This is a genomic window from Ruegeria sp. R13_0 (assembly GCF_017743995.1).
Classification (GTDB): domain Bacteria; phylum Pseudomonadota; class Alphaproteobacteria; order Rhodobacterales; family Rhodobacteraceae; genus Ruegeria.
Map to the genome: position 1 here is coordinate 37,644 of NZ_JAGHRB010000015.1, position 21,531 is coordinate 59,174.

General features: G+C 60.5%; 22 protein-coding genes. 18 read left to right on the plus strand and 4 right to left on the minus strand.

Translation table 11 applies throughout. From position 1 onward, the window contains the following. Window position 1 precedes the first annotated feature (1 nt). The 11 genes from J7394_RS18270 to J7394_RS18320 all read left to right on the plus strand — a co-directional run bounded on the left by J7394_RS18270 (window position 2) and on the right by J7394_RS18320 (window position 11,853). Window positions 2-1,909 (plus strand): type IV secretory system conjugative DNA transfer family protein, encoded by a 1,908-nt coding sequence (locus tag J7394_RS18270; protein ID WP_084353827.1) that lies wholly within the window; start codon window positions 2-4, stop codon window positions 1,907-1,909. 348 nt (window positions 1,910-2,257) lie between these two features. Beyond that, entirely contained in the window at window positions 2,258-3,406 is a 1,149-nt protein-coding gene (locus J7394_RS18275; protein WP_040179366.1) for a muconate/chloromuconate family cycloisomerase, read from the plus strand. A gap of 66 nt (window positions 3,407-3,472) precedes the next feature. Beyond that, window positions 3,473-4,861 (plus strand): benzoate 1,2-dioxygenase large subunit, encoded by a 1,389-nt coding sequence (gene benA, locus J7394_RS18280; RefSeq protein ID WP_040179364.1) that lies wholly within the window; start codon window positions 3,473-3,475, stop codon window positions 4,859-4,861. A gap of 12 nt (window positions 4,862-4,873) precedes the next feature. Beyond that, window positions 4,874-5,398 carry a benzoate 1,2-dioxygenase small subunit gene (benB, locus tag J7394_RS18285; RefSeq protein WP_040179363.1) on the plus strand — a complete coding sequence of 175 codons (525 nt, stop codon included), beginning with the start codon at window positions 4,874-4,876 and terminating at the stop codon, window positions 5,396-5,398. 73 nt (window positions 5,399-5,471) lie between these two features. Continuing rightward, window positions 5,472-6,494, plus strand: coding sequence for a benzoate 1,2-dioxygenase electron transfer component BenC (benC, locus tag J7394_RS18290; RefSeq protein ID WP_040179361.1), 1,023 nt, complete (start codon window positions 5,472-5,474; stop codon window positions 6,492-6,494). Then, complete coding sequence (benD, locus tag J7394_RS18295) at window positions 6,491-7,270, plus strand: benzoate diol dehydrogenase BenD (RefSeq protein ID WP_040179360.1); 780 nt, start codon at window positions 6,491-6,493, stop codon at window positions 7,268-7,270. The genes benC and benD overlap by 4 nt, the downstream gene beginning before the upstream one ends. A 41-nt stretch (window positions 7,271-7,311) precedes the next feature. After that, entirely contained in the window at window positions 7,312-8,487 is a 1,176-nt protein-coding gene (locus J7394_RS18300; RefSeq protein ID WP_040179358.1) for an ABC transporter substrate-binding protein, read from the plus strand. Window positions 8,488-8,547: 60 nt separating this feature from the next. Continuing rightward, window positions 8,548-9,417 (plus strand): branched-chain amino acid ABC transporter permease, encoded by an 870-nt coding sequence (locus tag J7394_RS18305; protein WP_180888391.1) that lies wholly within the window; start codon window positions 8,548-8,550, stop codon window positions 9,415-9,417. A gap of 4 nt (window positions 9,418-9,421) precedes the next feature. Continuing rightward, window positions 9,422-10,426: a branched-chain amino acid ABC transporter permease gene (locus J7394_RS18310; RefSeq protein ID WP_040179355.1), complete on the plus strand. Its 1,005-nt coding sequence runs from the start codon at window positions 9,422-9,424 to the stop codon at window positions 10,424-10,426. After that, window positions 10,419-11,162, plus strand: a complete 744-nt coding sequence (locus J7394_RS18315; protein ID WP_040179354.1) for an ABC transporter ATP-binding protein — start codon at window positions 10,419-10,421, stop codon at window positions 11,160-11,162. The genes J7394_RS18310 and J7394_RS18315 overlap by 8 nt, the downstream gene beginning before the upstream one ends. After that, a complete protein-coding gene (locus J7394_RS18320) occupies window positions 11,155-11,853 on the plus strand; it encodes an ABC transporter ATP-binding protein (RefSeq protein WP_040179352.1) in 699 nt (232 codons plus the stop codon). Before J7394_RS18315 ends, J7394_RS18320 begins: the two co-directional genes overlap by 8 nt. Before the next feature lie 33 nt (window positions 11,854-11,886). Here J7394_RS18320 and J7394_RS18325 read toward each other — a convergent pair whose 3' ends face one another. Both J7394_RS18325 and J7394_RS18330 read right to left on the minus strand, forming a co-directional pair. Next, on the minus strand, window positions 11,887-12,789 hold the full coding sequence (locus J7394_RS18325) for a LysR family transcriptional regulator (RefSeq protein WP_040179349.1): 903 nt from the start codon (window positions 12,787-12,789) through the stop codon (window positions 11,887-11,889). 100 nt (window positions 12,790-12,889) lie between these two features. Further along, window positions 12,890-13,765, minus strand: a complete 876-nt coding sequence (locus J7394_RS18330; RefSeq protein WP_040179347.1) for a dioxygenase — start codon at window positions 13,763-13,765, stop codon at window positions 12,890-12,892. 265 nt (window positions 13,766-14,030) lie between these two features. On the opposite strand from J7394_RS18330, the gene J7394_RS18335 reads away from it, so the two are divergent. The 7 genes from J7394_RS18335 to J7394_RS18365 all read left to right on the plus strand — a co-directional run bounded on the left by J7394_RS18335 (window position 14,031) and on the right by J7394_RS18365 (window position 18,906). After that, the gene (locus tag J7394_RS18335; RefSeq protein WP_040179435.1) at window positions 14,031-14,411 is read left to right on the plus strand and encodes a hypothetical protein; all 381 of its coding nucleotides are present in this window, start codon (window positions 14,031-14,033) and stop codon (window positions 14,409-14,411) included. After that, window positions 14,408-15,265 (plus strand): alpha/beta fold hydrolase, encoded by an 858-nt coding sequence (locus J7394_RS18340; RefSeq protein WP_040179345.1) that lies wholly within the window; start codon window positions 14,408-14,410, stop codon window positions 15,263-15,265. Before J7394_RS18335 ends, J7394_RS18340 begins: the two co-directional genes overlap by 4 nt. A 29-nt stretch (window positions 15,266-15,294) precedes the next feature. After that, on the plus strand, window positions 15,295-15,501 hold the full coding sequence (locus tag J7394_RS18345) for a hypothetical protein (RefSeq protein ID WP_040179343.1): 207 nt from the start codon (window positions 15,295-15,297) through the stop codon (window positions 15,499-15,501). Further along, entirely contained in the window at window positions 15,498-16,358 is an 861-nt protein-coding gene (locus J7394_RS18350; RefSeq protein WP_040179341.1) for a 3-keto-5-aminohexanoate cleavage protein, read from the plus strand. Before J7394_RS18345 ends, J7394_RS18350 begins: the two co-directional genes overlap by 4 nt. Beyond that, window positions 16,355-17,083, plus strand: a complete 729-nt coding sequence (locus tag J7394_RS18355) for a CoA transferase subunit A (protein WP_040179339.1) — start codon at window positions 16,355-16,357, stop codon at window positions 17,081-17,083. Before J7394_RS18350 ends, J7394_RS18355 begins: the two co-directional genes overlap by 4 nt. Next, window positions 17,083-17,706 carry a 3-oxoacid CoA-transferase subunit B gene (locus J7394_RS18360; protein ID WP_040179337.1) on the plus strand — a complete coding sequence of 208 codons (624 nt, stop codon included), beginning with the start codon at window positions 17,083-17,085 and terminating at the stop codon, window positions 17,704-17,706. The genes J7394_RS18355 and J7394_RS18360 overlap by 1 nt, the downstream gene beginning before the upstream one ends. A 75-nt stretch (window positions 17,707-17,781) precedes the next feature. Next, the gene (locus tag J7394_RS18365; RefSeq protein WP_209227859.1) at window positions 17,782-18,906 is read left to right on the plus strand and encodes a benzoate/H(+) symporter BenE family transporter; all 1,125 of its coding nucleotides are present in this window, start codon (window positions 17,782-17,784) and stop codon (window positions 18,904-18,906) included. A 118-nt stretch (window positions 18,907-19,024) separates the two neighbouring features. Here the strand turns inward: J7394_RS18365 and virB11 are convergent, their stop codons facing one another. Together virB11 and J7394_RS18375 are read right to left on the minus strand one after the other, a co-directional pair. Next, window positions 19,025-20,005 (minus strand): P-type DNA transfer ATPase VirB11, encoded by a 981-nt coding sequence (gene virB11 / locus J7394_RS18370; protein WP_180888392.1) that lies wholly within the window; start codon window positions 20,003-20,005, stop codon window positions 19,025-19,027. 82 nt (window positions 20,006-20,087) lie between these two features. Then, window positions 20,088-21,530 carry a TrbI/VirB10 family protein gene (locus J7394_RS18375; RefSeq protein ID WP_180888393.1) on the minus strand — a complete coding sequence of 481 codons (1,443 nt, stop codon included), beginning with the start codon at window positions 21,528-21,530 and terminating at the stop codon, window positions 20,088-20,090. Between the last annotated feature and the right edge of the window lies 1 nt (window position 21,531).

The window sequence follows — 21,531 nt, forward strand, 5'->3', positions numbered from 1 at the left end:
CATGACCAAGACACTCCCCCTTTGGGCCGCGCTCCTCTTCGGGGTGATCTGCGGCGCCGTCATCGGCACCATCGTCGCCGCCTTCTACCTGACCCTGGCCCTGAAAACCGGGTTTGGTAGTTTTGACATGCTGGCGCTCTGGAAAGCCAGCGCGGGCACCCGAGCGGCGCATCCCGAAGCGTTCAAGGTGGGGTTTGGCGCCGTAGGCTTCGGGGCGATTGGCCTCGGCGCCCTGGCGCTTGCCTGGACCTGGAAGAAGGAGCGGGACGACTATGGCTCGGCCCACTGGCAGACCAAGGCGGAGCTGAAGAAGAACGACATGCTTCAAGCGCCTGGCAAGGGCTTTGTCTGTGGCAAGCTCGGAGCCCCGACGTCCAAAGCTGAGTTCATCTCCTCGACCACCATCCCGCATGTGATGATGGTCGCGCCGACCCGGGCCGGTAAGGGGGTTGGCTTCGTGATCCCGAATCTTCTGAGCTTTGCGGGCTCGGTTGTGGTGCTGGACGTGAAGGGCGAGAACTTCGAGAAGACCGCGCGGCTCCGGGCGCTCAACGGCGACGAGGTCTATCGGTTCAGCCCGTTTGATTGGGCCAATGCCACGCATCGGTACAACCCGCTTGCGCGGATTGCCAAGGCCCCGACATTCGCGCAGCGCTTCACCGAGGTCTCGATCCTGGCAGACCTCTTCCTCGACAAGGACAACAAGACGCTCGACACCTTTTCCGAGGCCGGCAAGTCGATCTTCGTTGCGGCCTGTCTGCTGGCGATCCAACGCGGCACGCCGAACCTCGGCGAGGTGAACAAGATCGTCGCCGGGGGCGAATACAAGAACGCCCAGTACAAGACCTATGCCGACGAGGCCGAGGAAGACATCCTGCGCGAGCTCTGGACCAATGCGGCCTCAGCCTCGTCGCGGCTGCTGACCTCGAACATTCAGGCGCTGATGACGGCCGGTCTCAAGCAATGGGACAACCCGGCGGTGCGCTCGGCCACCGAGGCGAGCGACTTCGATTTCTCGACCTTCCGGAAGACCCCTCAGTCGCTTTACATCGCGGTGTCCGAGGATCACATCGCGACGCTGGCGCCGCTCTTGCGCCTGATGTTCGCCGATCTCATCGCCTCGATCCGGCTGAACGAGCCCGGCCCGGACGAGCCCTGGCCGGTCATGATGATGATCGACGAATTCCAGCAGATGGGGGCGATGCCCTATCTCGAGCGGGCGATCCATTCGCTGGCAAGCTATGGCGGCCGCGTCGCGATGATCGCGCAGTCGCTGGCTTCGCTTGATCGGATTTACGGGCCCGAGGGCCGTGAAAGTCTCGAGAACGGGGCAGGGCTGAAGCTCTACATCACCCCGCGGGACCAGCGCACGGTGAAAGAGGTCTCCGCCGCGGTCGGCAGCACCACCCGCGAGGCGGTGACCCGGATGTACGGTCGCAACAAGGGCTTCCTTGGCGCGACCTCGACCTCGGCGCGTCTGGAAGAGCGGCCGCTACTTTCCGAGACGGAAGCGCGCCTCATGGATCCCGACGAGGTCATAATCCTCGCTTCGCCCCAGCACCCTATCAAGGCTAGCCGGATCAAGTATTACGACGATCCGTTCTTCAAGGACATGCTGGCCCGCCAGGACGGCAAGCCGTTCCCCTATCCGCCGAGTGTGCAGGGCGTGGGGCCCTGGGGCGGTGACTTTGAGGTCGGCGCAGACGACCAGGCGAAACTAGCCGAACGTGCGCCTGTCCGGGATCGATCGCAGCGGCGCGAAGCGCGCGCGATGAGCGTGATGCCGATTGAGGCCGGACGCGGGCAGCCCGAGCCCGAGACGCTCGAAAGGGAAGCCGCCGTGCCGAAGGATTGGAAGGCGGCGCTCGACCGGCAGGAGGACTTCATCGAGGAATTGTTGGGAGGGTGAGTGATGACTGCTGCTCGCTGCGTAACTCTTGCATTCGTTCAACTTTTTCAGCCAGCATTGCAGTTGTTGTGGAGCTACTTACCTTGTGCCACCTGCGTTCTAGCAAAAATGCCAACTAGAATTTCACGTGCTGCGGAAGGTTTCTCGGTGAGACCTGTTTCCAGAAAATCTAAATAGCTGTTTTTCAATTGACGGCGAAGAGCGGCCTGAAACCGGGTCTGACCTTCGCTCGGTTTTTACTGTCCCATCTCGCCAGGGTATTATCCAAGACCCTCCCAATCATCGACAGAATCCGGCTCGGGCGGGCAATCTGCATCCATTAGAAACCTGCAGATGTGGTGAGCCCCAGTGACCAAGATTGACCAGATCGAGACCCTGATCCTCGACATTCCCACCATTCGCGGTCACGTGCTTTCGATGGCCACGATGCGTACGCAAACTGCGGTGCTGGTCAGGGTCAAGTTCTCGGACGGCTCCGAAGGCATCGGCGAAGGCACGACGATTGGCGGGCTGAGCTACGGACCGGAAAGCCCTGAAGGCATCCAGTCGGCGATCGAGACTTATATCGCGCCCGGCCTGCTTGGTCGCAACAGCGACGATGTGAATGGTGCAATACAGCTCATCGACAAGTTGGTGAAAGGTAACCGGATCGCCAAGACAGCTGTCGAGATAGCTCTGTGGGACGGGCTGGGCAAGCGCTTGGGCGTGCCGGTGTCGCAACTTTTTGGTGGGGCCGTTCACGAACGTCTACCGGTCGCCTGGACGCTGGCCTCCGGCAATTCCGAGACCGACATCGCCGAAGCCCAGCAGATGATCGAAACCCGCCGCCACAACGTCTTCAAACTGAAGATCGGCAAGCGAGCGGTCCGTGATGACGTGGCCCATGTCGCCCGCATCAAAGAGGCGGTTGGTGATGCAGCCAGCGTGCGCGTTGACATCAACACGGCTTGGTCGTTGCAGGATGCACGTTGGGGTCTGAGGGGGCTGCAAGAGGCGGGCTGCGAACTTGTCGAGCAACCTGTCCCCGCGCGTTATCGCCGGGCAATGGCAGAACTGACGCGTAGCTACGAAATCGCCGTGATGGCTGATGAGGCGCTTAACGGGCCTGAGGATGCTCTCGAAGTGGTAACGGCACAAGCTGCGGACGTCTTCGCCGTAAAGATCGGGCAATCCGGCGGGCTCAAGCGCGCCTCAGAAGTCATAGCCATTGGGCAGGCTGCGGGCCTTGGCCTTTACGGTGGCACCATGCTCGAAACCGGCCTGAGCACCGTTGCGGCATTGCAGTTGTTCTCTACCGTTGATGACTTGGCGTGGGGCACCGAGCTGTTCGGCCCGCTGCTGCTGACCGAGGACATTCTCGCAAATCCGATCGTCTACAGAGATTTCTGCGTCGAAATTCCACACGGCCCGGGCATTGGCGCGACGCTCGACCCCGACAAGATCGATTTCTTCCGCCGAGATGGTCGGCGGAGCATGAAAGCCGTCGCGGGTGAATAGTCCCGCGACACGAACAACAAACCAGCCGATGCATCCATGCTGAGGCAGTCTGGAGGAGGATCACAGATGTTCACCCAATCCAATCTCGACGCATTCGAAGCACGGCTCGACGGCGCCATTCAGGACGACCCGGAAAATGGCGTGTTCCGCTGCCGCCGAGATATTTTCACCGACGAAGAGCTGTTCGAGCTTGAGATCAAGCACATCTTCGAAGGCAACTGGATTTACATGGCGCATGAAAGCCAGATCCCGAACCCGGGCGACTACTTTACTCTGACCATGGGCCGCACGCCTGTCGTCATCACCCGCGATAAAGACGGCGAGCTGCACGCGCTGGTCAACGCCTGTTCGCACCGTGGTGCGCAGCTCTGCCGCTTCAAGCGCCGCAACCAGAAAACCTTCACCTGTCCGTTCCACGGCTGGACATTCTCCAACACTGGCAAGCTCCTGAAGGTCAAGGATCCCAAGGGTGCAGGTTATCCTGAGCAGTTCAACAAGGACGGCTCCCATGACCTGACTAAAGTTGCCCGCTTCGAAAACTACCGTGGCTTCCTGTTCGGCTCCCTCAATGCCGATGTGAAGCCGCTGGAGGAGTACCTCGGCGAAGCACGCAAGATGGTCGACATGATCGTCGATCAGGCTGACGAAGGTCTCGAGGTGCTGCGCGGTTCGTCCACCTACACCTATGACGGCAACTGGAAGCTGCAGGCCGAAAACGGCGCTGACGGTTACCACGTCTCGGCCGTGCACTGGAACTACGTGGCCACGACGGCGCACCGTACCGATGACGGCAAAGAAGACAACATCAAGGCAACCGACGCGTCCAAATGGGCGAAGCAGCGCGGTGGCTTCCACGCCTACGAGAATGGTCACATCCTGCTCTGGACGGAATGGGCCGACCCGACCAACCGCCCCGGCTATCCGCGTCTGGAGGAATGGACGGAGAAGTACGGCAAGACCAAGGCCGAATGGATGGTGGGAGTGCTGCGCAACCTCTGCCTCTATCCAAACGTCTTCCTGATGGACCAGTTCTCCAGCCAGATCCGCGTCTTCCGGCCCGTCTCGGTCGACAAGACCGAGGTCACGATCTACTGCATCGCGCCGAAGGGCGAGAGCCAGGAAGCACGCACCCGACGCATCCGCCAGTACGAGGACTTCTTCAATGCCTCTGGCATGGCGACGCCGGATGATACCGAAGAATTCCGGGCCACACAGCGCGGCTATGCCGGTGCGGCACACGCCAAGTGGAACGACCTGACCCGCGGAGCAACCCAATGGATCGAAGGTCCCGATGAAGACGCCAAGGCCCTTGGCATCAACCCGGTTATGTCCGGTGCGCGCACTGAGGACGAAGGGCTCTTCGTCATCCAGCACAGCAACTGGTCCGAGCGGATGGGAGACGCCATCGCCAAGGAACGCGAAACCGCGCCTCAGGCGTCGGTCGCAGCCGAGTGAGGAGGAAAGAACATGACAACTGCGACTCTTGAACGCCCTGCAACCGATGTGATGAGCTTCGAAGACATCCAGGCCTTTCTCTTCGCGGAGGCCCGCGCTCTGGACGATCGCGACTGGGACACCTGGCTGACATTCTACCACAAGGACTGTCCGTTCTGGATGCCCGCATGGGATGACTTCGACACGCTGACGGAGGATCCGCAGAACGAGATGTCCTTGATGTACTACCCCAACAAGCAGGGCATCGAGGACCGCGTATTCCGGATCAAGACCGACCGGTCGTCGGCGACCTCGCTGCCGGAGCCGCGCACGAACCACTATCTGTCGGGTATCGAAGTGCTGAGCCGCGAAGGTAGCGAAATCAAGCTGCGCTTCAACTGGCAAACGCTGAGCTACCGCTACGCCGAGACCGATACCCACTGGGGCACGTCGTTCTACTCGATCGACACCAGCGGGCCGAAGCCGCTGATCACCGATAAGAAGGTCGTCCTGAAGAACGATCACATCCACCACGTGATCGACGTCTATCACACCTGATCCCCGTTACTCCGGGAGCCTGAAGACCTCCGCGCATCTACGTCTGGGTGCGCGGATAAGGGAGGAGCATGCCATGACGACCTACAACGTTGCCCTGAATTTCGAAGATGGCGTCACACGCGTCATCCAGTGCGATGACGACGAGAAGGTAACCGATGCGGCCTTCCGTCAGAAGATCAACTTGCCGATGGACTGCCGCGATGGCGTCTGCGGCACCTGCAAGTGCTTTGTCGAGAAGGGCGAGTACGAGCTGGAATTCTACATGGACGAGTCGATGAGCGACGAGGAGGCCGAAGAAGGCTACGCGCTCACCTGCCAGATGACCCCAGAAAGCGACTGCGTTGTGCGGGTTCCGGCCTCATCCGCCATCTGCAAGACCGCGCCCGAGGCAGTGGAAGCCGAAGTGCAGGGCGTTGACAAACTTTCCGAGACATCCTTCGGTCTGCGGGTGAATCTGGCCAAGCCAATCAACTTCCTGCCGGGCCAGTATGTGAACCTGACAGTCCCCGGTACGGACAAACACCGGTCCTATTCCTTTTCGTCCGCACCGGGTGCGCAGGAAGCAACATTCCTGATCCGCAACCTGCCCGGCGGTGTCATGAGCACCTATCTTGGCGAGCAGGCGAAGCCCGGCGACGCTCTGACTGCAACCGGTCCGATGGGTGCCTTTTACCTGCGGCCAATCGAGCGCACGCAGGTTTGGCTCGCCGGTGGCACCGGTCTGGCGCCGTTCCTCTCCATGCTGGAACAAGTGGCTGAGCAGGGAGCAGAGCACCCGATCACGCTCTACTATGCCGTGACGCGCGCCGCTGACCTCGTGGAACTGGATCGCGTTAGCGCGCTTGCTGAAAAGATCGGCAACGTCACCGTGATCACCATTCTGGCCGCCGAAGAAGACGCGCATGAGCGCAAGGGGTTCGTGACCGATCACCTCAGCGGCGATGACCTGTCGGGCGGCGATTGCGACGTCTACCTGTGCGGCCCGCCGCCTATGGTCGATGCCGTGCGCGCGCATTTCGGGAAACTGGGCGTCGAGCCCACGAATTTCTACTACGAGAAATTCAACCCCACCGAAGAGAAGGCCGAAGCGGCATGACAGGCCGTTTCGACAACAAGGTGATGGTCGTCACCGGCGCGGCACAAGGTATCGGCCGCCGCGTCGCCGAACGAGCGGCAAGCGAAGGCGCACGGGTTCTGATCGTGGACCGCTCGCCCGCACGCAAAGACGTCGTCGCGGCGATCCGCGAAGCGGGGGGCGAGGTCGAGGCGATCTCGGTTAACCTCGAGACGTGGAGTGGCTGCGACAAGGCCATCGGCAAGGCCGTGGATCTCTGGGGCCGCATCGACATCCTGATCAACAACGTCGGTGGCACGATCTGGGCCAAACCGTTTGAGCATTACGAGCCCAAGCAGATCGACGCAGAAGTGCGCCGTTCGCTGTTCCCGACACTCTACTGCTGCCGCGCCGCCATTGAACGGATGCTACCGCAAGGTAAGGGCACCATCGTCAATGTGTCTTCCATTGCGACCCGCGGACTGAACCGCGTGCCCTACGCAGCAGCGAAGGGCGGCGTGAACGCGCTCACGGCTAGCCTGTCTTGGGAAGTTGCCGAACGCGGGATCCGCGTCGTTGCAACCGCACCGGGCGGAACCGAAGCCCCGCCGCGGGTCGTACCGCGCAACCCCAATGCCGAAGAAGAACAACGCGAAGACTGGTACCAGACCATCGTCGACCAGACGATCCAGTCCTCGTTCATGAAAAGATATGGAACGCTCGACGAGCAGGCAGGTCCCATCCTGTTTCTGGCGTCGGACGAAGCCTCATACATCACCGGTGTCACAGTCCCGGTGGGTGGGGGCGACTTAGGCTAGGCCCTGAGGAGGGGTCGTTAACCAACTGGAGGAGATACAAAATGAAACGCGCAATCCTGGCGGCCCTTGGGTTCGCCACCAGCTTCGCTGTGCCTGCTGTGGCAGAAGAAGAGATCAAGGTGGGCCTTCTGCTCCCGTTCTCGGGTGTATATGCGTCGCTCGGAAATGAAATTGAGACCGGGTTCAACCTCGGTCTGCAACAGTTCGGTTCCGAGACTGGTGCAACCTTTGAGATCGCCCGTGAAGACACCGAGGTGAAGCCGCCTGTCGCACTTGGCAAAGCCAAGAAACTGATCCTACAGGACCAGGTCGATGTCATGGTCGGGATCGTCAGTTCCGGTGTTCTGGGTGCGGTGCGTGACATGGTGCATGGCGCAGGTGTGCCACTGATCGTTGCTAATGCCGGCAATGATGCAGCGACTGGCGGGTCTTGTTCACCCTACATCACGCGGATGTCGTTTTCCAACGGCCAGATCAACCGTCCGATGGGCACCTGGATGGCCGAGCAGGGTGTGAAGAAGGTGTTCACGCTTGCGCCTGACTATGCTGCCGGTCGCCAGATGATCGACGCCTTCACCGAGACCTTCACCGCCGCAGGCGGCGAGATCGTCGGGCAGGAATTCACGCCGTTCCAAAAGACGCAGGACTTCGGTCCCTATCTCGCCCAGGCCAAGGCCAGCGGTGCGGATGCGGTCTACGTTTTCTATGCAGGCGGCGAGGCGATTTCCTTCGTCAAGCAATATGACAGCTTTGGCCTGAAAGCTGACCTTCCCCTTTATGGCTCGGGCTTCCTGACCTCGCCGCTTTATGTGAACGCACAGGGCGAGGCTGCCGAAGGCGTCATCACAGCGCTTCACTACGCGCCGACCATCAACAGCGAGGCGAACGCCGCTTTCGTGGCCGCGTTCACCGAGGAAACCGGCCGCGCGCCGTCGGAATTCGCCGTCCAAGGTTACGATGCGGCTCGCGCGCTGATTGAGGCAACAAAAACCGGCGCAAATGACCGTGCATCTTTGGCGACTGCCCTGCGCCAGGTCAGCTTTGAGGGGCCGCGCGGTCAGCTCTCCATCGACCCCGCAACCAACAACATCATCCAGCCCGTCTATGTCTACGAAACCGTCGCTGGTGAAGGTGGGCTGACGCAGAAGGTCCTAGCTCAGCTTCCCGCGGAAGCCGACGCGACCAATGGCTGCGAGATGGCACCCGACTCCAACTGACCAATCTGTCCCGGCCGCTCGCCTGCGGCCGGGACATAACGTCCGAGGAGGACTTAGCTCATGGCACATGATCTTGGATTCTGGACCCTTCAGGCGCTCAACGCCCTGCAATTGTCCATGCTTCTGTTTCTTCTTTCCATCGGCCTGACGGTCATCTTCGGGCTGATGCACTTCGTGAACCTCGCGCATGGCTCGCTTTATGCTCTTGGCGCGTATTTCGCTGCCTCGCTGGCTGCCGTGGGCGGCTACTGGATGGGGTTCTTTCTGGCGCCCGTGGCGGTCGCCGGGGTGGGGATCCTCCTCTATTCCGGCCTCATAAAGCGCATGCGGAAATCGGGGCCCATGGCACAGGTTCTCGTCACCTTCGGGCTGATCTTTGTCCTGCTCGATCTGACTCGCATCTTCTGGGGAGATCTGGCTCTCGCCATCGACGTACCCACGCTGCTTGGCGGTCGTCTGACCTTCCTTGGTGTCGAGTATCCGACCTACCGGTTGTTCATCATCGTTCTGGGTCTCGCCATCTTCGGCGCACTGGCCTTCGTGCTCAGCCGCACCCAGATCGGCGCAATGATCCGTGCCGGTGTCGATAACGATGCCATGGCGGCCTGTCTGGGCATCAATGTGGAACGGCTGTTCTTCATCGTCTTCTGTCTGGGCTGTGCCCTTGCGGGCCTGGCCGGGGCCGTCGCGGCACCGCTTCTCAGTGTGACGCCCGACATGGGTCTGCAGATCCTGATCCCGACTCTGATCGTGATCGTGATCGGTGGTCTCGGCTCCCTCAAGGGCGCCATCGCCGGATCACTGATCTATGGCTTTGTGCAGACTTTCGGTGCGGTTCTGGCCCCGCAACTGGCCTCTGTTCTCATCTACGCGCTTTTGGCTGCGGTCCTTGTGATCAAGCCAGAGGGCCTCTTTCCAGCGAAAGGATAAGACGATGTTTCGCCACAACACTCTTCGTTACACCGCTCTGGTCCTGCTCGCAGCCGGTGCCCTCTTTCAGGCTTTCACGGCTGAATATTTCGGTCTGGAGATCCTGACAGAGATCCTGATCCTTGCCATGCTGGTTCTGGCGCTCGACATCGTTGCGGGCTTCGGTGGCATGGTCTCGCTCTGCCATGGCGCTCTGATGGGGGTCGGGGCCTATGCCTACGCAGTCCTGTCGACCAAGGCGGGGATCGCACTGCCCGTTGCCATGGCGGGCAGTATCGCGCTGACCGGCGCGGCTGCCTGGGTCATCGGCGCCATCGGGTCGCGCAGCCATGGTATCTATTTCATCATGGCGACACTCGCTTTCGGGCAATTGGCCTATTCCTACGTATTCGAGGCGCCGCTCTTTGGCGGCGACGATGGGTTGGGCGGCATATCCCGGCTGGACTTGAGCTTGATTGGCGTCGATCTGAACAACAGTCGCAGCTTTGCTCTCTTCTGTCTGGCCACTCTCGGGGCGGTCTACGGTGCTTCTGTACTGATCCTCCGATCCGGTCTTGGCCGCTCGCTCACCGGTGTCATGCACAATGAGCAGCGGATGCGCGCGCTTGGCCTGACGGTCTGGCGTGTAAAGGCCGATGTGTTCGGACTGTCCGGCATGATCGCAGGCCTCGCCGGTGCGCTAGCCGCACAACACATCATGTACATCTCCCCGGGTCTGCTCAGCTGGACGGTCTCGGGCGAAGCACTGGTTGTGGTGATCCTTGGTGGTCTTGGAACGCTTGTCGGACCGGTGATCGGAGCAGCCGCCTTTGTTGTCCTGAAACATGAACTGAGCTCGGTCACGACCTATTGGCACCTCGTTGTCGGTGTCATCCTGATCGCCGTCGTGATGAGCCGCGCCAATGGCATCTTCGGCTGGATCGAGGCCCGCTGGGGCGGCGTATTCGACCGCCGTCTCGCCGATGCGACCCGCAAACAGGAGCCTGAGGAGGTGTTGACCGATGCTTGAGACACGTAATCTGGACAAAAGTTTTGGCGCCGTTCACGTCACGCGCGATGTGTCGCTAAAGCTGGAACGTGGCGAGCGCCGGGTGATCTTGGGGCCGAACGGGGCGGGCAAGACGACGCTCTTCAACCAGCTTGTCGGCGAGCTGACCCCAGACAGCGGATCGGTGCATCTCGCCGGTGAAGATGTCACAGCACTTCCCGTTGCCAAACGCGCCCGTCGTGGGCTTTCGCGGAGCTACCAGAAGAACACGTTGTTCGATGGTCTGACGGTCGAGGAAAACCTTGGGCTTGCGGCGGCAGTCCACACCGGCAATGCGACGCAGCTTTGGTCGGACAGCCTGGCAAAACCCGAAGTCCGTGAGATCGTGGAGGAGGTGGCAAGCCAGGTGAACCTGATGCCTTTCATCCACGCGAAAGTGTCCGAGATCAGCTATGGCGTGCGTCGCCAGCTTGAAGTCGGTGTGGCGCTGGCCACGCGGCCGCTGGTTCTGCTGATGGACGAACCGACCAGCGGCGTCGGGCCGGAAATGTCGAAAGGCTTTCACGACCTGCTGGCGGGCCTGCCCCGCGACCTGACCATGCTGATCATCGAGCATGACATGGACCTTGCGTTTGACGTGGCCAACACGATCACGGTGCTGAACTACGGCGAAGTGGTCTTTGATGGTCTGCCCGAAGAGGCACGCGGGTCGAGCCTGCTCAAGGAAATCTATCTGGGGAGCTGGGAAGATGCTTGAACTGAACGCAATCGAATCCGGGTACGGCGAAACGCAGGTCCTTTACGGCCTGTCGCTTCAAGCGCAGACGGGCCGGGTTTTGGCCATCCTCGGGCGAAACGGCGCCGGCAAGTCCACGACACTGAAAACGATCATGGGCCTTTTGCCGCTGAAGTCCGGCGAAATCCTGTGGGGTGGTAAGCCGATCGCGGGGCAACCATTTGACATCGCCAAGAGCGGGATCGCCTATGTGCCAGAGACGCGCGATATCTTTCCGTCGCTCAGTGTGCGTGAGAACCTCGAAATCGCGGCCAAGCGGTTTGGCGGGTCGAACCCTGAATGGACGATGGAGCGGGTGTTGGACCTGTTTCCGCGACTAGGAGAGCGCATGGACAACGGCGGCACGCAGCTTTCGGGCGGCGAGCAGCAGATGCTGGCCATCGCGCGGGGACTGCTGATGAACCCAAAGCTGCTGATCCTTGATGAACCGACCGAGGGCCTGGCCCCGATCATCGTCAAACTGATCCACGACAAGCTGCAAGAGCTGAAAGCGGCGGGCCTGTCGATGATCATCGTTGAGCAGAACTTCGGTTTTGCCACGTCGCTTGCCGACGATGTGGTCGTCGTCAGCAAAGGGCAGATCGTCTGGACGGGAGATGCCGAGGCGATCAAGGCCGATGAAGACGCACAGCACACTTGGCTGGGCGTGTGAAATCTGCGTGCAGGGCCAACGCGCTTTGCACCTTCACCCCTTTTTGACAGGGCTCTTTCGCGCGACTTTCTGCGCGATGTTAACGAAATTCTTGACGTGAACGCCCTGTTCATCGAGGCGGTAATTGACCGAGAGTTCAGTTCGCGCGATCTCGGGTTCGATATTGAGAAACTTCATACCCTTGCGCGGCGCATTGGCGACGGATTCTGGGACAATGCACACGCCTTCACCGACCGCAACAAGACTGAGGGCGGTTTGCAGATCCATACACCAGATGCGCAGGGGCGCCTCGAATCCCGCATCCTCAACCGCCTTGAGAACCATGTCGGCATAGCTGGGCCTGGGGCGTTCGGGATAGAGGATCAAATGGTGGGTCATCAGCCGTTCGAGCTTGGCCACTGTCCGAGTTCCCGTATCGACGATGTCAGGTAAGGCGAGGATCAGCTTTTCTTCAACCAAATGCTTTGACAGGAACTCGGGATCCTTCAGGGTTGGGCGCGCAAATACAACGTCCAGTTCCCGTGACACCAGGGACCGGTGCAGTTCGGCGTTGTTCATCGGGATCAGACTTAGGTTCACGTCCGGGTAATTCGCCCGATACGATCTGATGATGTTTGGCAGAATTCCGTATGTGGCAGAGCCGACGAACCCAATCCTGAGTCGTCCTTCCGCCCCTTGTCCCAGCCGACGCACTTCCAGTTGCGTGTCTTCAAGCTCTGCGAGGATTGTCTTGCCGCGCTTCAGCAACCGCTCACCTGCTTGTGTCAGGGTGATCGTGCTCCGGCCCCTGTTGAACAGGATTGCGCCGAGGTCTTCCTCGAGCTGCTTGATCTGACGGCTGAGCGGGGGTTGCGCCATATCGAGGCGTTCTGCGGCGCGCCCGAAATGCAGCTCCTCTGCCACTGCAATGAAATAGGTCAGCTGTTTGAAATTCATTTTCGCCGTCCTCCCAAGAACTTACGATATTCTATACCTCTAAACGAAAAAAAAAAGGCCCCCGTCTTGCGGGGGCCAGTCTTCAGGGAGGTATCGGGGATTACTCGGCGGCGGTCGCCTTTCCGTTGGCGGCCGTCTTGAGGACGAAATCGAACTCGAAGTGCAGGTCGGTGCCCAGGTCGGCGGCAGCCGGTTTGAACTTGCCGATCAGGCTTTCCTTGACCGCAAAGACGCTGTCCTCTTCGAGCCATGCGCTGTCGGCGTCGTAGATTTGGCTGATCAGCGGACGGTAGCCATCCTTCGAGATGATGAAGTGCATGTGGCCCGGGCGGTTCGGGTGGTGGCCCATGAAGCGCAGCAGCTCACCGGCGGTTTCATCGTCCGGGATCGGGTAGGGGACGGGGCGCACGGCGACAAAAGCGTAATGGCCGTTTTCATCGGTCTCGAACCGTCCGCGCAGGTTGTATTCGGGCTGGTCGGGGTCGAGATTTTCGTAGACGCCGTTCGGCGCGTCTTCCCAGACGTCGAGCGTCACACCGGCGATGCCGTTGCCGTTTTCATCCTTGATGTAGCCCTCGAAGTACGCGGTTTCTTCGTTGTCAAAGTGCTTCTGGATTGTCGAACCGCCCTTGGGCAGAACCGGCGGGTTCTCGCGGTAGAACGGGCCCAGAACGGTGGATTCGCTTTCGTTGCCTTCGACGGGATTGGTCATCATGTCGACCAGAACCTCGACGCCAAGGATGTCGCCCAGAAGGATGAACTCCTGCCGGTTGTCATTGCAGAGCTTACCAGCGCGGGCGAGGTAGTCGCAGACGAACAGGAATTCGTTATGCTGCAGTTTCACGTCCTTGATGAATGCGTGCAGGTGTTTGACCAGGCCAGTCGCGAGTTCGCGCTGGCGGTCGGTGATGTCTCCATGCTTACCGAGGCTCGCGATCACGACGTCGGTGATGTTGTGTTGGTTGACGATGCCCATGGGTAGTTCCTCCTCCTGGCAATCTGTAGATCCGGTTACGAGTTGCTTGACTGCCTCTCGTCGCAATACAGACTTTGCCGAGTCCGCAGATTTCCCCAATGCCCACAACGGTATTGCTTGATACCGACGGTAACCCGAGTCCTGTGAACCGGTGTTTTTCCAAAGACCTCAAGGTAGAGTATTGACCCATACCCTTGCCGGTATGGCCGACGGGTTCGCGATCGTGGCAGCTTTTGCTCAACTTATTAACGCATGGGAGGCCAAGGTGATCGACACCTTCACGCACATACAAACACGCCTTGAGGTAACGCCGCATTTGCTGCGCCTCGGCCGGCTGTTTTCCGAAACCGTGCTCATCGAGGTGGGCGGTGACGAATTTTACCTGACTTTCGACAAGGGGCACATCGTATCGGTCGTAGAGGGCCCAAGCCGCAAGACGCCTTGGCGCTTTGCATTGCGGACCGACTCCGAGGCTCTTACCAAATTCTGGCAAGCGCGCCCCGAACCCGGCTTCCATGACATCTTTGGACTGGTGAAGATCGGTCGCGGTCGGGTCGATGGCGACATTCTGAACCTCGTCAAAAACCTGCGCTTCTTCAAGGAAGTGCTGACTCTCGCCCGTGCAAAAGAGGAGTTGGTAGCATGAGCATCGAACCGATCACCGGTCGCTATGTAACTGCCACCATGAGCGGTGCCCCGCGCCGTATCTATTTCGAAGAGGCGGGGCAAGGGCGTCCGGTCATCTGCCTGCACACCGCAGGCGCCGATACCCGCCAGTGGCGTCACCTGATGAATGACGCCGAGATCACCGCATCGTACCGCCTGATCGCCTTCGACATGCCGTGGCACGGCAAATCGCTGCCGCCAGAAGGCTTCGAGACACAGGAATACCTCCTGACGACAGAAGCCTACATCGAAACCGTTCTGGCCGTCGTCGACTGTCTGGGCCTTGATCGCCCAGTCCTTGCTGGCTGCTCGATGGGCGGGCGCATTGCCCTCCAAATCGCGGCGCTTCACCCGGAAAAATTTAGCGGCTTCATTGCGATCGAAGCGTCGGATTTTCAGCCTGCCTGGTACGACATCGACTGGTTCCACAGACCCGATGCCCATGGCGGCGAGATGGGTGCTGCTCTCGTATCCGCCAACATCTCACCCTTTGCGCCCAACTCCGAACGCTGGAACACGCTTTGGATGTTCATGCAAAGCGGTCCGGGCGTTTTCCGCGGCGATCTGAGCTTTTACACCAAGGATGACAGCCTGATCCCGCGCTTGCCAACGATCGATACTGCAAAGACGCCGGTGCACATCATCGTAGGCGCCTATGATTTGACCTGCACGCCCGAGGATGCCGAGCGAACCGCCAACGCCATTCCTGGCGCCACTTTGGCCGTCATGGATGAACTGGGCCACTTTCCGATGAGCGAACACCCTGAGGGCTTCCGCCCGTTCTTCGTGGACGCACTGGAAAAGATGCCAAGCCCGGCGGCGAAAACTACCTGACCGATAACCCCTGCGCAGGAGGAGGAGTCATGTGCACGAACGCGAAAACCCCGTGTCCCGGATGCAAGAAACATGAAAAAGCCGACGCAGACTGGATGTTCTTCACCGATGACGAGCGAAAGGCCACCGAGGCATTGCGCAAGCGTCCGGCACTTTTCGACCGTTCCTTTCTGAAACCTGAACCCGCACATGCTGGCACCCGTCCGGTCGCATCCAACGGAGAAGTACACCCATGACCAATCCCTGCATTATCTGTGTGGCGATCACGGGCAGCCTGCCCACAAAAGCCAACAATCCGGCTGTCCCGATCAGTGTGTCGGAACAAGTAGATTCCACACACGAGGCTTTTGAGGCCGGGGCCACCATCGTGCACGCCCATGTGCGCAACGATGATGAATCTCCGTCTTCAGACCCTGAGAAGTTCGCCGCGCTGAAAGAAGGGATCGAGAAACACTGCCCCGGCATGATCATCCAGTTCTCGACCGGAGGGCGATCAGGCGCGGGTCAGACGCGTGGCGGGATGTTGCCGCTTTCGCCCGACATGGCCTCGCTGTCCGTCGGATCGAACAATTTCCCGACACGTGTTTACGAAAACCCGCCTGATCTGGTGGACTGGCTGGCCAGCGAAATGCTGACCTACAGCGTCAAACCGGAGATCGAAGCCTTCGACCTGAGCCATATCCTGAAAGCCAAGGACATGGCTGACAAAGGTCAGCTTGTGGGCACGCCTTACATCCAGTTCGTGATGGGCGTGAAAAACGCGATGCCGGTCGATCGTGATGTGTTCGACTACTACATCCACACCGTGCGCCGCCTCTTCGGTGAAGACGCTCCATGGTGCGCCGCGGGCATTGGTGCCAACCAGCTCAAACTGAACGAATGGGCTATCGCTGCGGGGGGTCATGCCCGCACCGGTCTGGAAGACAACGTTCGACTTGATCGCGACACGCTCGCTCCCAGCAACGCAGCCTTGGTGCGCCGGGCTGTTGAGATTTGTGAAAGAAACGATCGCTCGGTGGCAACGTGGCAAGAGGCGCGCCGCATTCTTGGACTGCGCTTGTCTGCGAATGCCTCAAAAGGACGCGCATCATGAACAAGGTATACAAAACAGCCGCCGAGGCTCTGGATGGCCTCCTGCATGACGGGATGTTGGTCGCGGCCGGAGGCTTTGGCCTCTGTGGCATTCCGGAACTTTTGATCGACGCCATTATGGCAAGCGGCGTGAAGGACCTGACCGTCGCTTCGAACAATGCGGGCGTCGATGACTTCGGCCTCGGCAAGCTCTTGGCCACCCGCCAGATCAAGAAGATGATGTCGTCCTACGTCGGCGAGAATGCCGAGTTCATGCGCCAGTATCTGAGCGGAGAACTGGAGCTGGAATTTAACCCGCAAGGCACGTTGGCCGAGCGCATGCGCGCTGGCGGGGCAGGCATCCCCGGATTCTACACCCAGACAGGTGTTGGCACCCAGATCGCCGAAGGCAAGGAAGTCAAAGAGTTCAACGGCAAAGAGTACATCCTCGAAGAGGGCATTTTTGCCGACCTGTCGATCGTCAAGGCGTGGAAAGCCGATGACACAGGCAACCTGATTTTCCGGAAGACCGCGCGCAACTTCAATCCGCCCGCCGCCATGTGCGGCAAGGTCTGCGTAGCCGAGGTCGAGGAAATCGTGCCGCGCGGTTCGATCAACCCCGACCATATCCATCTGCCGGGGATCTACGTGCACCGCCTGATACAGGGCGAACACGAAAAGCGGATTGAACAGCGCACAACGCGAGCGCGGTCCGAAGGGGCAACACGCAAGCGGGAGGAAGCATAATGCCCTGGGATCGCAACCGGATGGCGGCACGTGCCGCACAGGAACTCGAAGACGGCATGTATGTGAACCTCGGGATCGGCATCCCGACGCTTGTCGCCAACTACGTCGGCGACAAGGATATCACGCTGCAGTCGGAAAACGGCATGCTCGGCATGGGTCCGTTCCCGTTCGAGGGCGAAGAGGACCCGGACCTGATCAATGCCGGCAAGCAGACGATCACCGAGCTGAACCGAACCTCGTACTTCGACAGCGCCATGTCCTTCGGAATGATCCGCGGCGGCAAGATCGCCGCGGCAGTCTTGGGTGCAATGGAAGTTTCCGAGAAGGGTGACCTCGCAAACTGGATGATCCCGAGAAAGCTCGTGAAGGGTATGGGCGGTGCGATGGACCTCGTTGCCGGTGTTGGCCGTGTTGTGGTGGTGATGGATCACACCAACAAGCATGGTGACAGCAAGCTCTTGAAGGAGTGTACGTTGCCGTTGACTGGCAAAGGCGTGGTCGACAGGATCATCACCAACCTCGGTGTTCTGGACGTGACCCACAAGGGCCTGCACATCGTCGAATGCGCCGATGCTGTCTCCCGCGACGATATCATCAAGGCGACCGAGGCAACGATTGTCTGAAGCATCTAGATATCACGGGCTACGCCTGAATGACATTCCGGCTCCGCAATCGGGGCCGGTTTTCTTGCAGTCCTTGTGTCCTACGCCGGTCCGCTTCTGATCTATCTGAGCGCTGCGGAATCGGTGGGCACCTCGAAGGAGGGTTTTTCGTCCTGGGTCTTCGCAATTTCCGTGGCAGCTGGGCTGTCGAGCATCGGGCTCAGCCTGTGGTTCCGTGTTCCGGTCGCGATGGCATGGTCGGCCCCTGGCACGGTCCTTCTGATTTCTCTCGGGACATCCTTGTCACCCGCCGAGATGGTCGGTGCCTATGTCGCTGTGGCAGCGATTCTGGTGCTCATCGGCTTTTCCGGCGTCTTCGAACGGCTTGTACAACTCCTCCCGCCTTCGGTGACCAATGGAATGATGGCTGGCATACTCTTCGGATTCGGCCTAAAGGCCGCCGGAGGATTGGCAACTGATCCTGCCGCAATTGCGCTGCTGATCGTCGTCTTCGCCGTCTGCGCGATGCTCTTTCCCCGTTATTCCATGCTTGTCCTGCTGGCCTCGGCACTGTTGATCAGCGCCGTCTTCTACGATGCATCGGTTGGAACCGTGGGCGTGGTTTTCGCGTCCCTCGAAGTCAGCGGACCGGTCTTTTCAATGGGGGCCATGCTGAGCCTGGCATTGCCTTTGCTCATCACAACACTGAGCGGACAATACCTTCCGGGGATGGCGATCCTAAGGGCCAATGGCTTCCGGATTTCGGCAAATCCGATCCTCATTGTTGGCGGCCTTGTCTCTGTCTTGGCCGCGCTCTTGGGCGGAATAACAACCGCTCTGGCCTCGATCACCGCAGCCTTCTGTGCGGGATCGGATAGCCATGAAGACCCCGACCGCCGTTATGTCGCCGGCATCGCCTGTGGCGTTTTCTTCTGCCTTGGCGGCGTTTTCGCCGGGACCATCGTTGAAGTACTGGTGCTTTTGCCGACGGCGCTTATTGCCCTGCTGGCTGGTCTCGCGCTCTTACAACCTATCCTGAAATTCACCGGTGCGATGCTTGCGTCTGAAGATGCTCAGGCGGGGCTGCTGACGTTCCTGTTCACGGCATCTGGTGTGACCCTGTTCGGAATCGGTTCGGCCTTCTGGGGGGTGGTTATTGGGATCGCCGTCCACTTTCTAGGCAGGTCCGCCGAGTTGTTTTCGGGCAAAACACACACCTGAGAATTTGTGTCAAACGTATAGCCTAAGTGTAAGGTCGCAAGCCTTCTTGCTGTAGGTTACAGGCTTAAGCTTACTCGCTGCGCCAAATGTGTGCAAAGTACGGCTTCAATGATGTAAGTCACCACCCCGGCAAATAGAACTCCGTAATCCCCCGCTTCCCCTCGGCCCGCCCCAGTTGTACGATCACATCGATGGACTTGCGGATGTACTCGCGCACCTCGGCGAAGGTCAGCGGCGTTCCCGCCTGCAGTACCATGATCGCCAACCGATCGATGGCGAGTTCCGCGGTTTCGGCGTGGATGGTGGAGACCGAGCCGCCATGACCGGTGTTGATCGCTTCGAGATAGGTCAAGGCCTCGGCCCCGCGCAGCTCGCCAACGATGATCCGATCGGGGCGCATGCGGAGGGAGGCCTGCAGAAGGGCGTTGGCGCTGCGTTGCGACCCGGCACCTCGGTCGGCCAGAAGGGCGACGGTGTTCGGCTGACCAGGGAAGAGTTCGAAGGCGTCTTCGATGGTGATCAGCCGTTCGTGTTCACTGACATGGGTCAGAAGGTGGCGGGCGAAGGTGGTCTTACCGGTCGAGGTGCCGCCGCTGATCAGGACGTTGAGCCGCGCCTCGACAAGAGTTTGCAGTGCGGCCTCGAGGCTTTCTTCGGCGAGACTGGCGATGTTTTTCATTTTCTCGGCGCGGAGCGCATCGAGCGAGACGGCCTTGCCGAAGAGATAGGCGGGGGCGTAATCCTGGACGCTGCCCGAGGCGAAGAGGCGGATGGTGATCGAGGCCCCGCGATCGATGGCGGGTGGCACGGCGACCTGGACCCGAAGCGGGCGGCCGGCATATTCCACCTTGCCGGAGACGAGGGGGTTCTTTTCAGAGACGCGGGCCTTGGCGTCGCCGACGATGGTCTGGGCCATGTTGAGGGCGGTGGTGCGATCCACGGTCTGACCTTCGTGGCGCATGGTGGCGTCGCCTGCGACCTCGAGCCAGACCTTGCCGTCCGGGTTGATCGCGATCTCGACCACGTCGTCACGCCTTAGAAGGTCGCGGAACGGGTCGAGATATCGCTCGAGGTAGGAGGATGGTGACGCCTGATCCATCAATTCGGTGATTCCGGTAATATTGAACCTGGTTTCGCTGCCTCTCGCCTGCGGCTCGAACGCGAAACCTGATGCTTCTTTTTCATTGTGAACCGGAACCCCCGTAGATCACCACATCCCTGTCCACGAGCACGGTGACCGAGGCACCCTGATCGACATAGATCGTCGGTGCGATCGAAACCTGCTCGGCGATGACGGACCCGACCGCATCCTGCAGGTCGCTGCCGACATCGCCCAGGACGATGCTTGTCGTCTCGTTGTTGGCACTTTCCGCCGCCACGGCCGGTGCTGCCCCGATCACGGAAATCAGCGCCGCGCCACCGAAGCGCTCGGCGAACTTGGTGTCCACGAGACCGGTGAGGCCTGAGCGACCGAGTTGATCGCCGCCCACGGCGGAGATTTCCATCGAGGTTCCGTCCGGTGTCAGAACGCGGGTCCAGAGGATTAGGATGCGCTTCTGGTGCATCTCGATGCCGGAGCGGTATTGGCCAAAAAGGCGGGAGCCTCGGGGGATCAGGATCCGGTCCCCGGAAAACGCCGGGACCGGCTCGGAGACGACCGCCACGACAGACCCGGGTAGATCGCTGTTGATGGCGGTCTGGAGCGCGGCCTGGATGACGGACCCTTGGGTCAGCGTGCGCTCGGGATGGGTGAGGCGGGCGGCTTCTTGCACTTCGAGCGGTCGCGCGCTCTGCAGGAACTGCTCGTTTCCTGACAGGACCGGCTCCCCGGCGACAGCGGCCGCAGTGTCGGCCTCCGCCGCTGCACTTTGGCCACCACGCGGACCGTCTGCGTAGACCACGGCGGGGGATTTGATCTGCGCGGTCAAAAGCTCCTCGGCGACCCGTTCGGCCTCGCGCTGGCGCTGCTCCTCTTCCTGACGCCGGCGCTCTTCGAGAAGGCGCTGGTCGGCGATCAAACCTTCGCGGTCCAACTCTGCCTCCAGTCCCTCGCGCTGCGCCCGTTCGGCATCGAGCAAGGCTTGCAGCCCTTCGATGCGGGTATCGGTCTGGCGCTGCAGGTTGGCCAGCTCGGTTTCCTTTGCGGTCAGCGTCGCTTCAAGCGCTTCCTTTTGTTCGTCGAAGGCCTCGCGCAGGTCTGCGACGGCGGACTGGATTTCCGAGTTGCGGGCAGCCTGGCTGGCGGCGAGGGCCTCGCGGAGCTTGGCGATCTCGGCCAGCACCTCGGCGCTCGGTTCCGGGGCAGGGGCGGCGGGCACGTCCAGCGCTTCCTCGACAGCGATCAGCGCGTCATTGACCCTTTGCTCTGTCTCATCGGGTGGAAACTCCAGCCGCCCGCCGGTGCCGGGGCGGCGGTCCTGAAAGGTCTCGACATCGGAGGTCTCAAGCGCGCTGTCACTTGTCCGAAGCCCGGTGGCCAGGAAATACGCGACGCCGGCGCCACCAAGGGCGAGGGCGGCGGCGAGAGCACCAACCCCGAGGCTGTTGGCCCGGTGTTTGGATTTGCCGCGCTGGCTGAACTGGTCGAGGCGGTCCTGCAGATCGGGAGGGGTTTGATCGGCCATG

Coding starts and splice junctions, on each gene's coding strand:
- J7394_RS18270 (WP_084353827.1), top strand. CDS start 2: ATGACCAAGACACTCCCCCTTTGGGCCGCGCTCCTCTTCGGGGTGATC.
- benA (WP_040179364.1), top strand. CDS start 3,473: ATGTTCACCCAATCCAATCTCGACGCATTCGAAGCACGGCTCGACGGC.
- benB (WP_040179363.1), top strand. CDS start 4,874: ATGACAACTGCGACTCTTGAACGCCCTGCAACCGATGTGATGAGCTTC.
- benC (WP_040179361.1), top strand. CDS start 5,472: ATGACGACCTACAACGTTGCCCTGAATTTCGAAGATGGCGTCACACGC.
- benD (WP_040179360.1), top strand. CDS start 6,491: ATGACAGGCCGTTTCGACAACAAGGTGATGGTCGTCACCGGCGCGGCA.
- J7394_RS18300 (WP_040179358.1), top strand. CDS start 7,312: ATGAAACGCGCAATCCTGGCGGCCCTTGGGTTCGCCACCAGCTTCGCT.
- J7394_RS18305 (WP_180888391.1), top strand. CDS start 8,548: ATGGCACATGATCTTGGATTCTGGACCCTTCAGGCGCTCAACGCCCTG.
- J7394_RS18310 (WP_040179355.1), top strand. CDS start 9,422: ATGTTTCGCCACAACACTCTTCGTTACACCGCTCTGGTCCTGCTCGCA.
- J7394_RS18315 (WP_040179354.1), top strand. CDS start 10,419: ATGCTTGAGACACGTAATCTGGACAAAAGTTTTGGCGCCGTTCACGTC.
- J7394_RS18320 (WP_040179352.1), top strand. CDS start 11,155: ATGCTTGAACTGAACGCAATCGAATCCGGGTACGGCGAAACGCAGGTC.
- J7394_RS18325 (WP_040179349.1), bottom strand. CDS start 12,789: ATGAATTTCAAACAGCTGACCTATTTCATTGCAGTGGCAGAGGAGCTG.
- J7394_RS18330 (WP_040179347.1), bottom strand. CDS start 13,765: ATGGGCATCGTCAACCAACACAACATCACCGACGTCGTGATCGCGAGC.
- J7394_RS18340 (WP_040179345.1), top strand. CDS start 14,408: ATGAGCATCGAACCGATCACCGGTCGCTATGTAACTGCCACCATGAGC.
- J7394_RS18345 (WP_040179343.1), top strand. CDS start 15,295: ATGTGCACGAACGCGAAAACCCCGTGTCCCGGATGCAAGAAACATGAA.
- J7394_RS18350 (WP_040179341.1), top strand. CDS start 15,498: ATGACCAATCCCTGCATTATCTGTGTGGCGATCACGGGCAGCCTGCCC.
- J7394_RS18355 (WP_040179339.1), top strand. CDS start 16,355: ATGAACAAGGTATACAAAACAGCCGCCGAGGCTCTGGATGGCCTCCTG.
- J7394_RS18360 (WP_040179337.1), top strand. CDS start 17,083: ATGCCCTGGGATCGCAACCGGATGGCGGCACGTGCCGCACAGGAACTC.
- virB11 (WP_180888392.1), bottom strand. CDS start 20,005: ATGGATCAGGCGTCACCATCCTCCTACCTCGAGCGATATCTCGACCCG.
- J7394_RS18375 (WP_180888393.1), bottom strand. CDS start 21,530: ATGGCCGATCAAACCCCTCCCGATCTGCAGGACCGCCTCGACCAGTTC.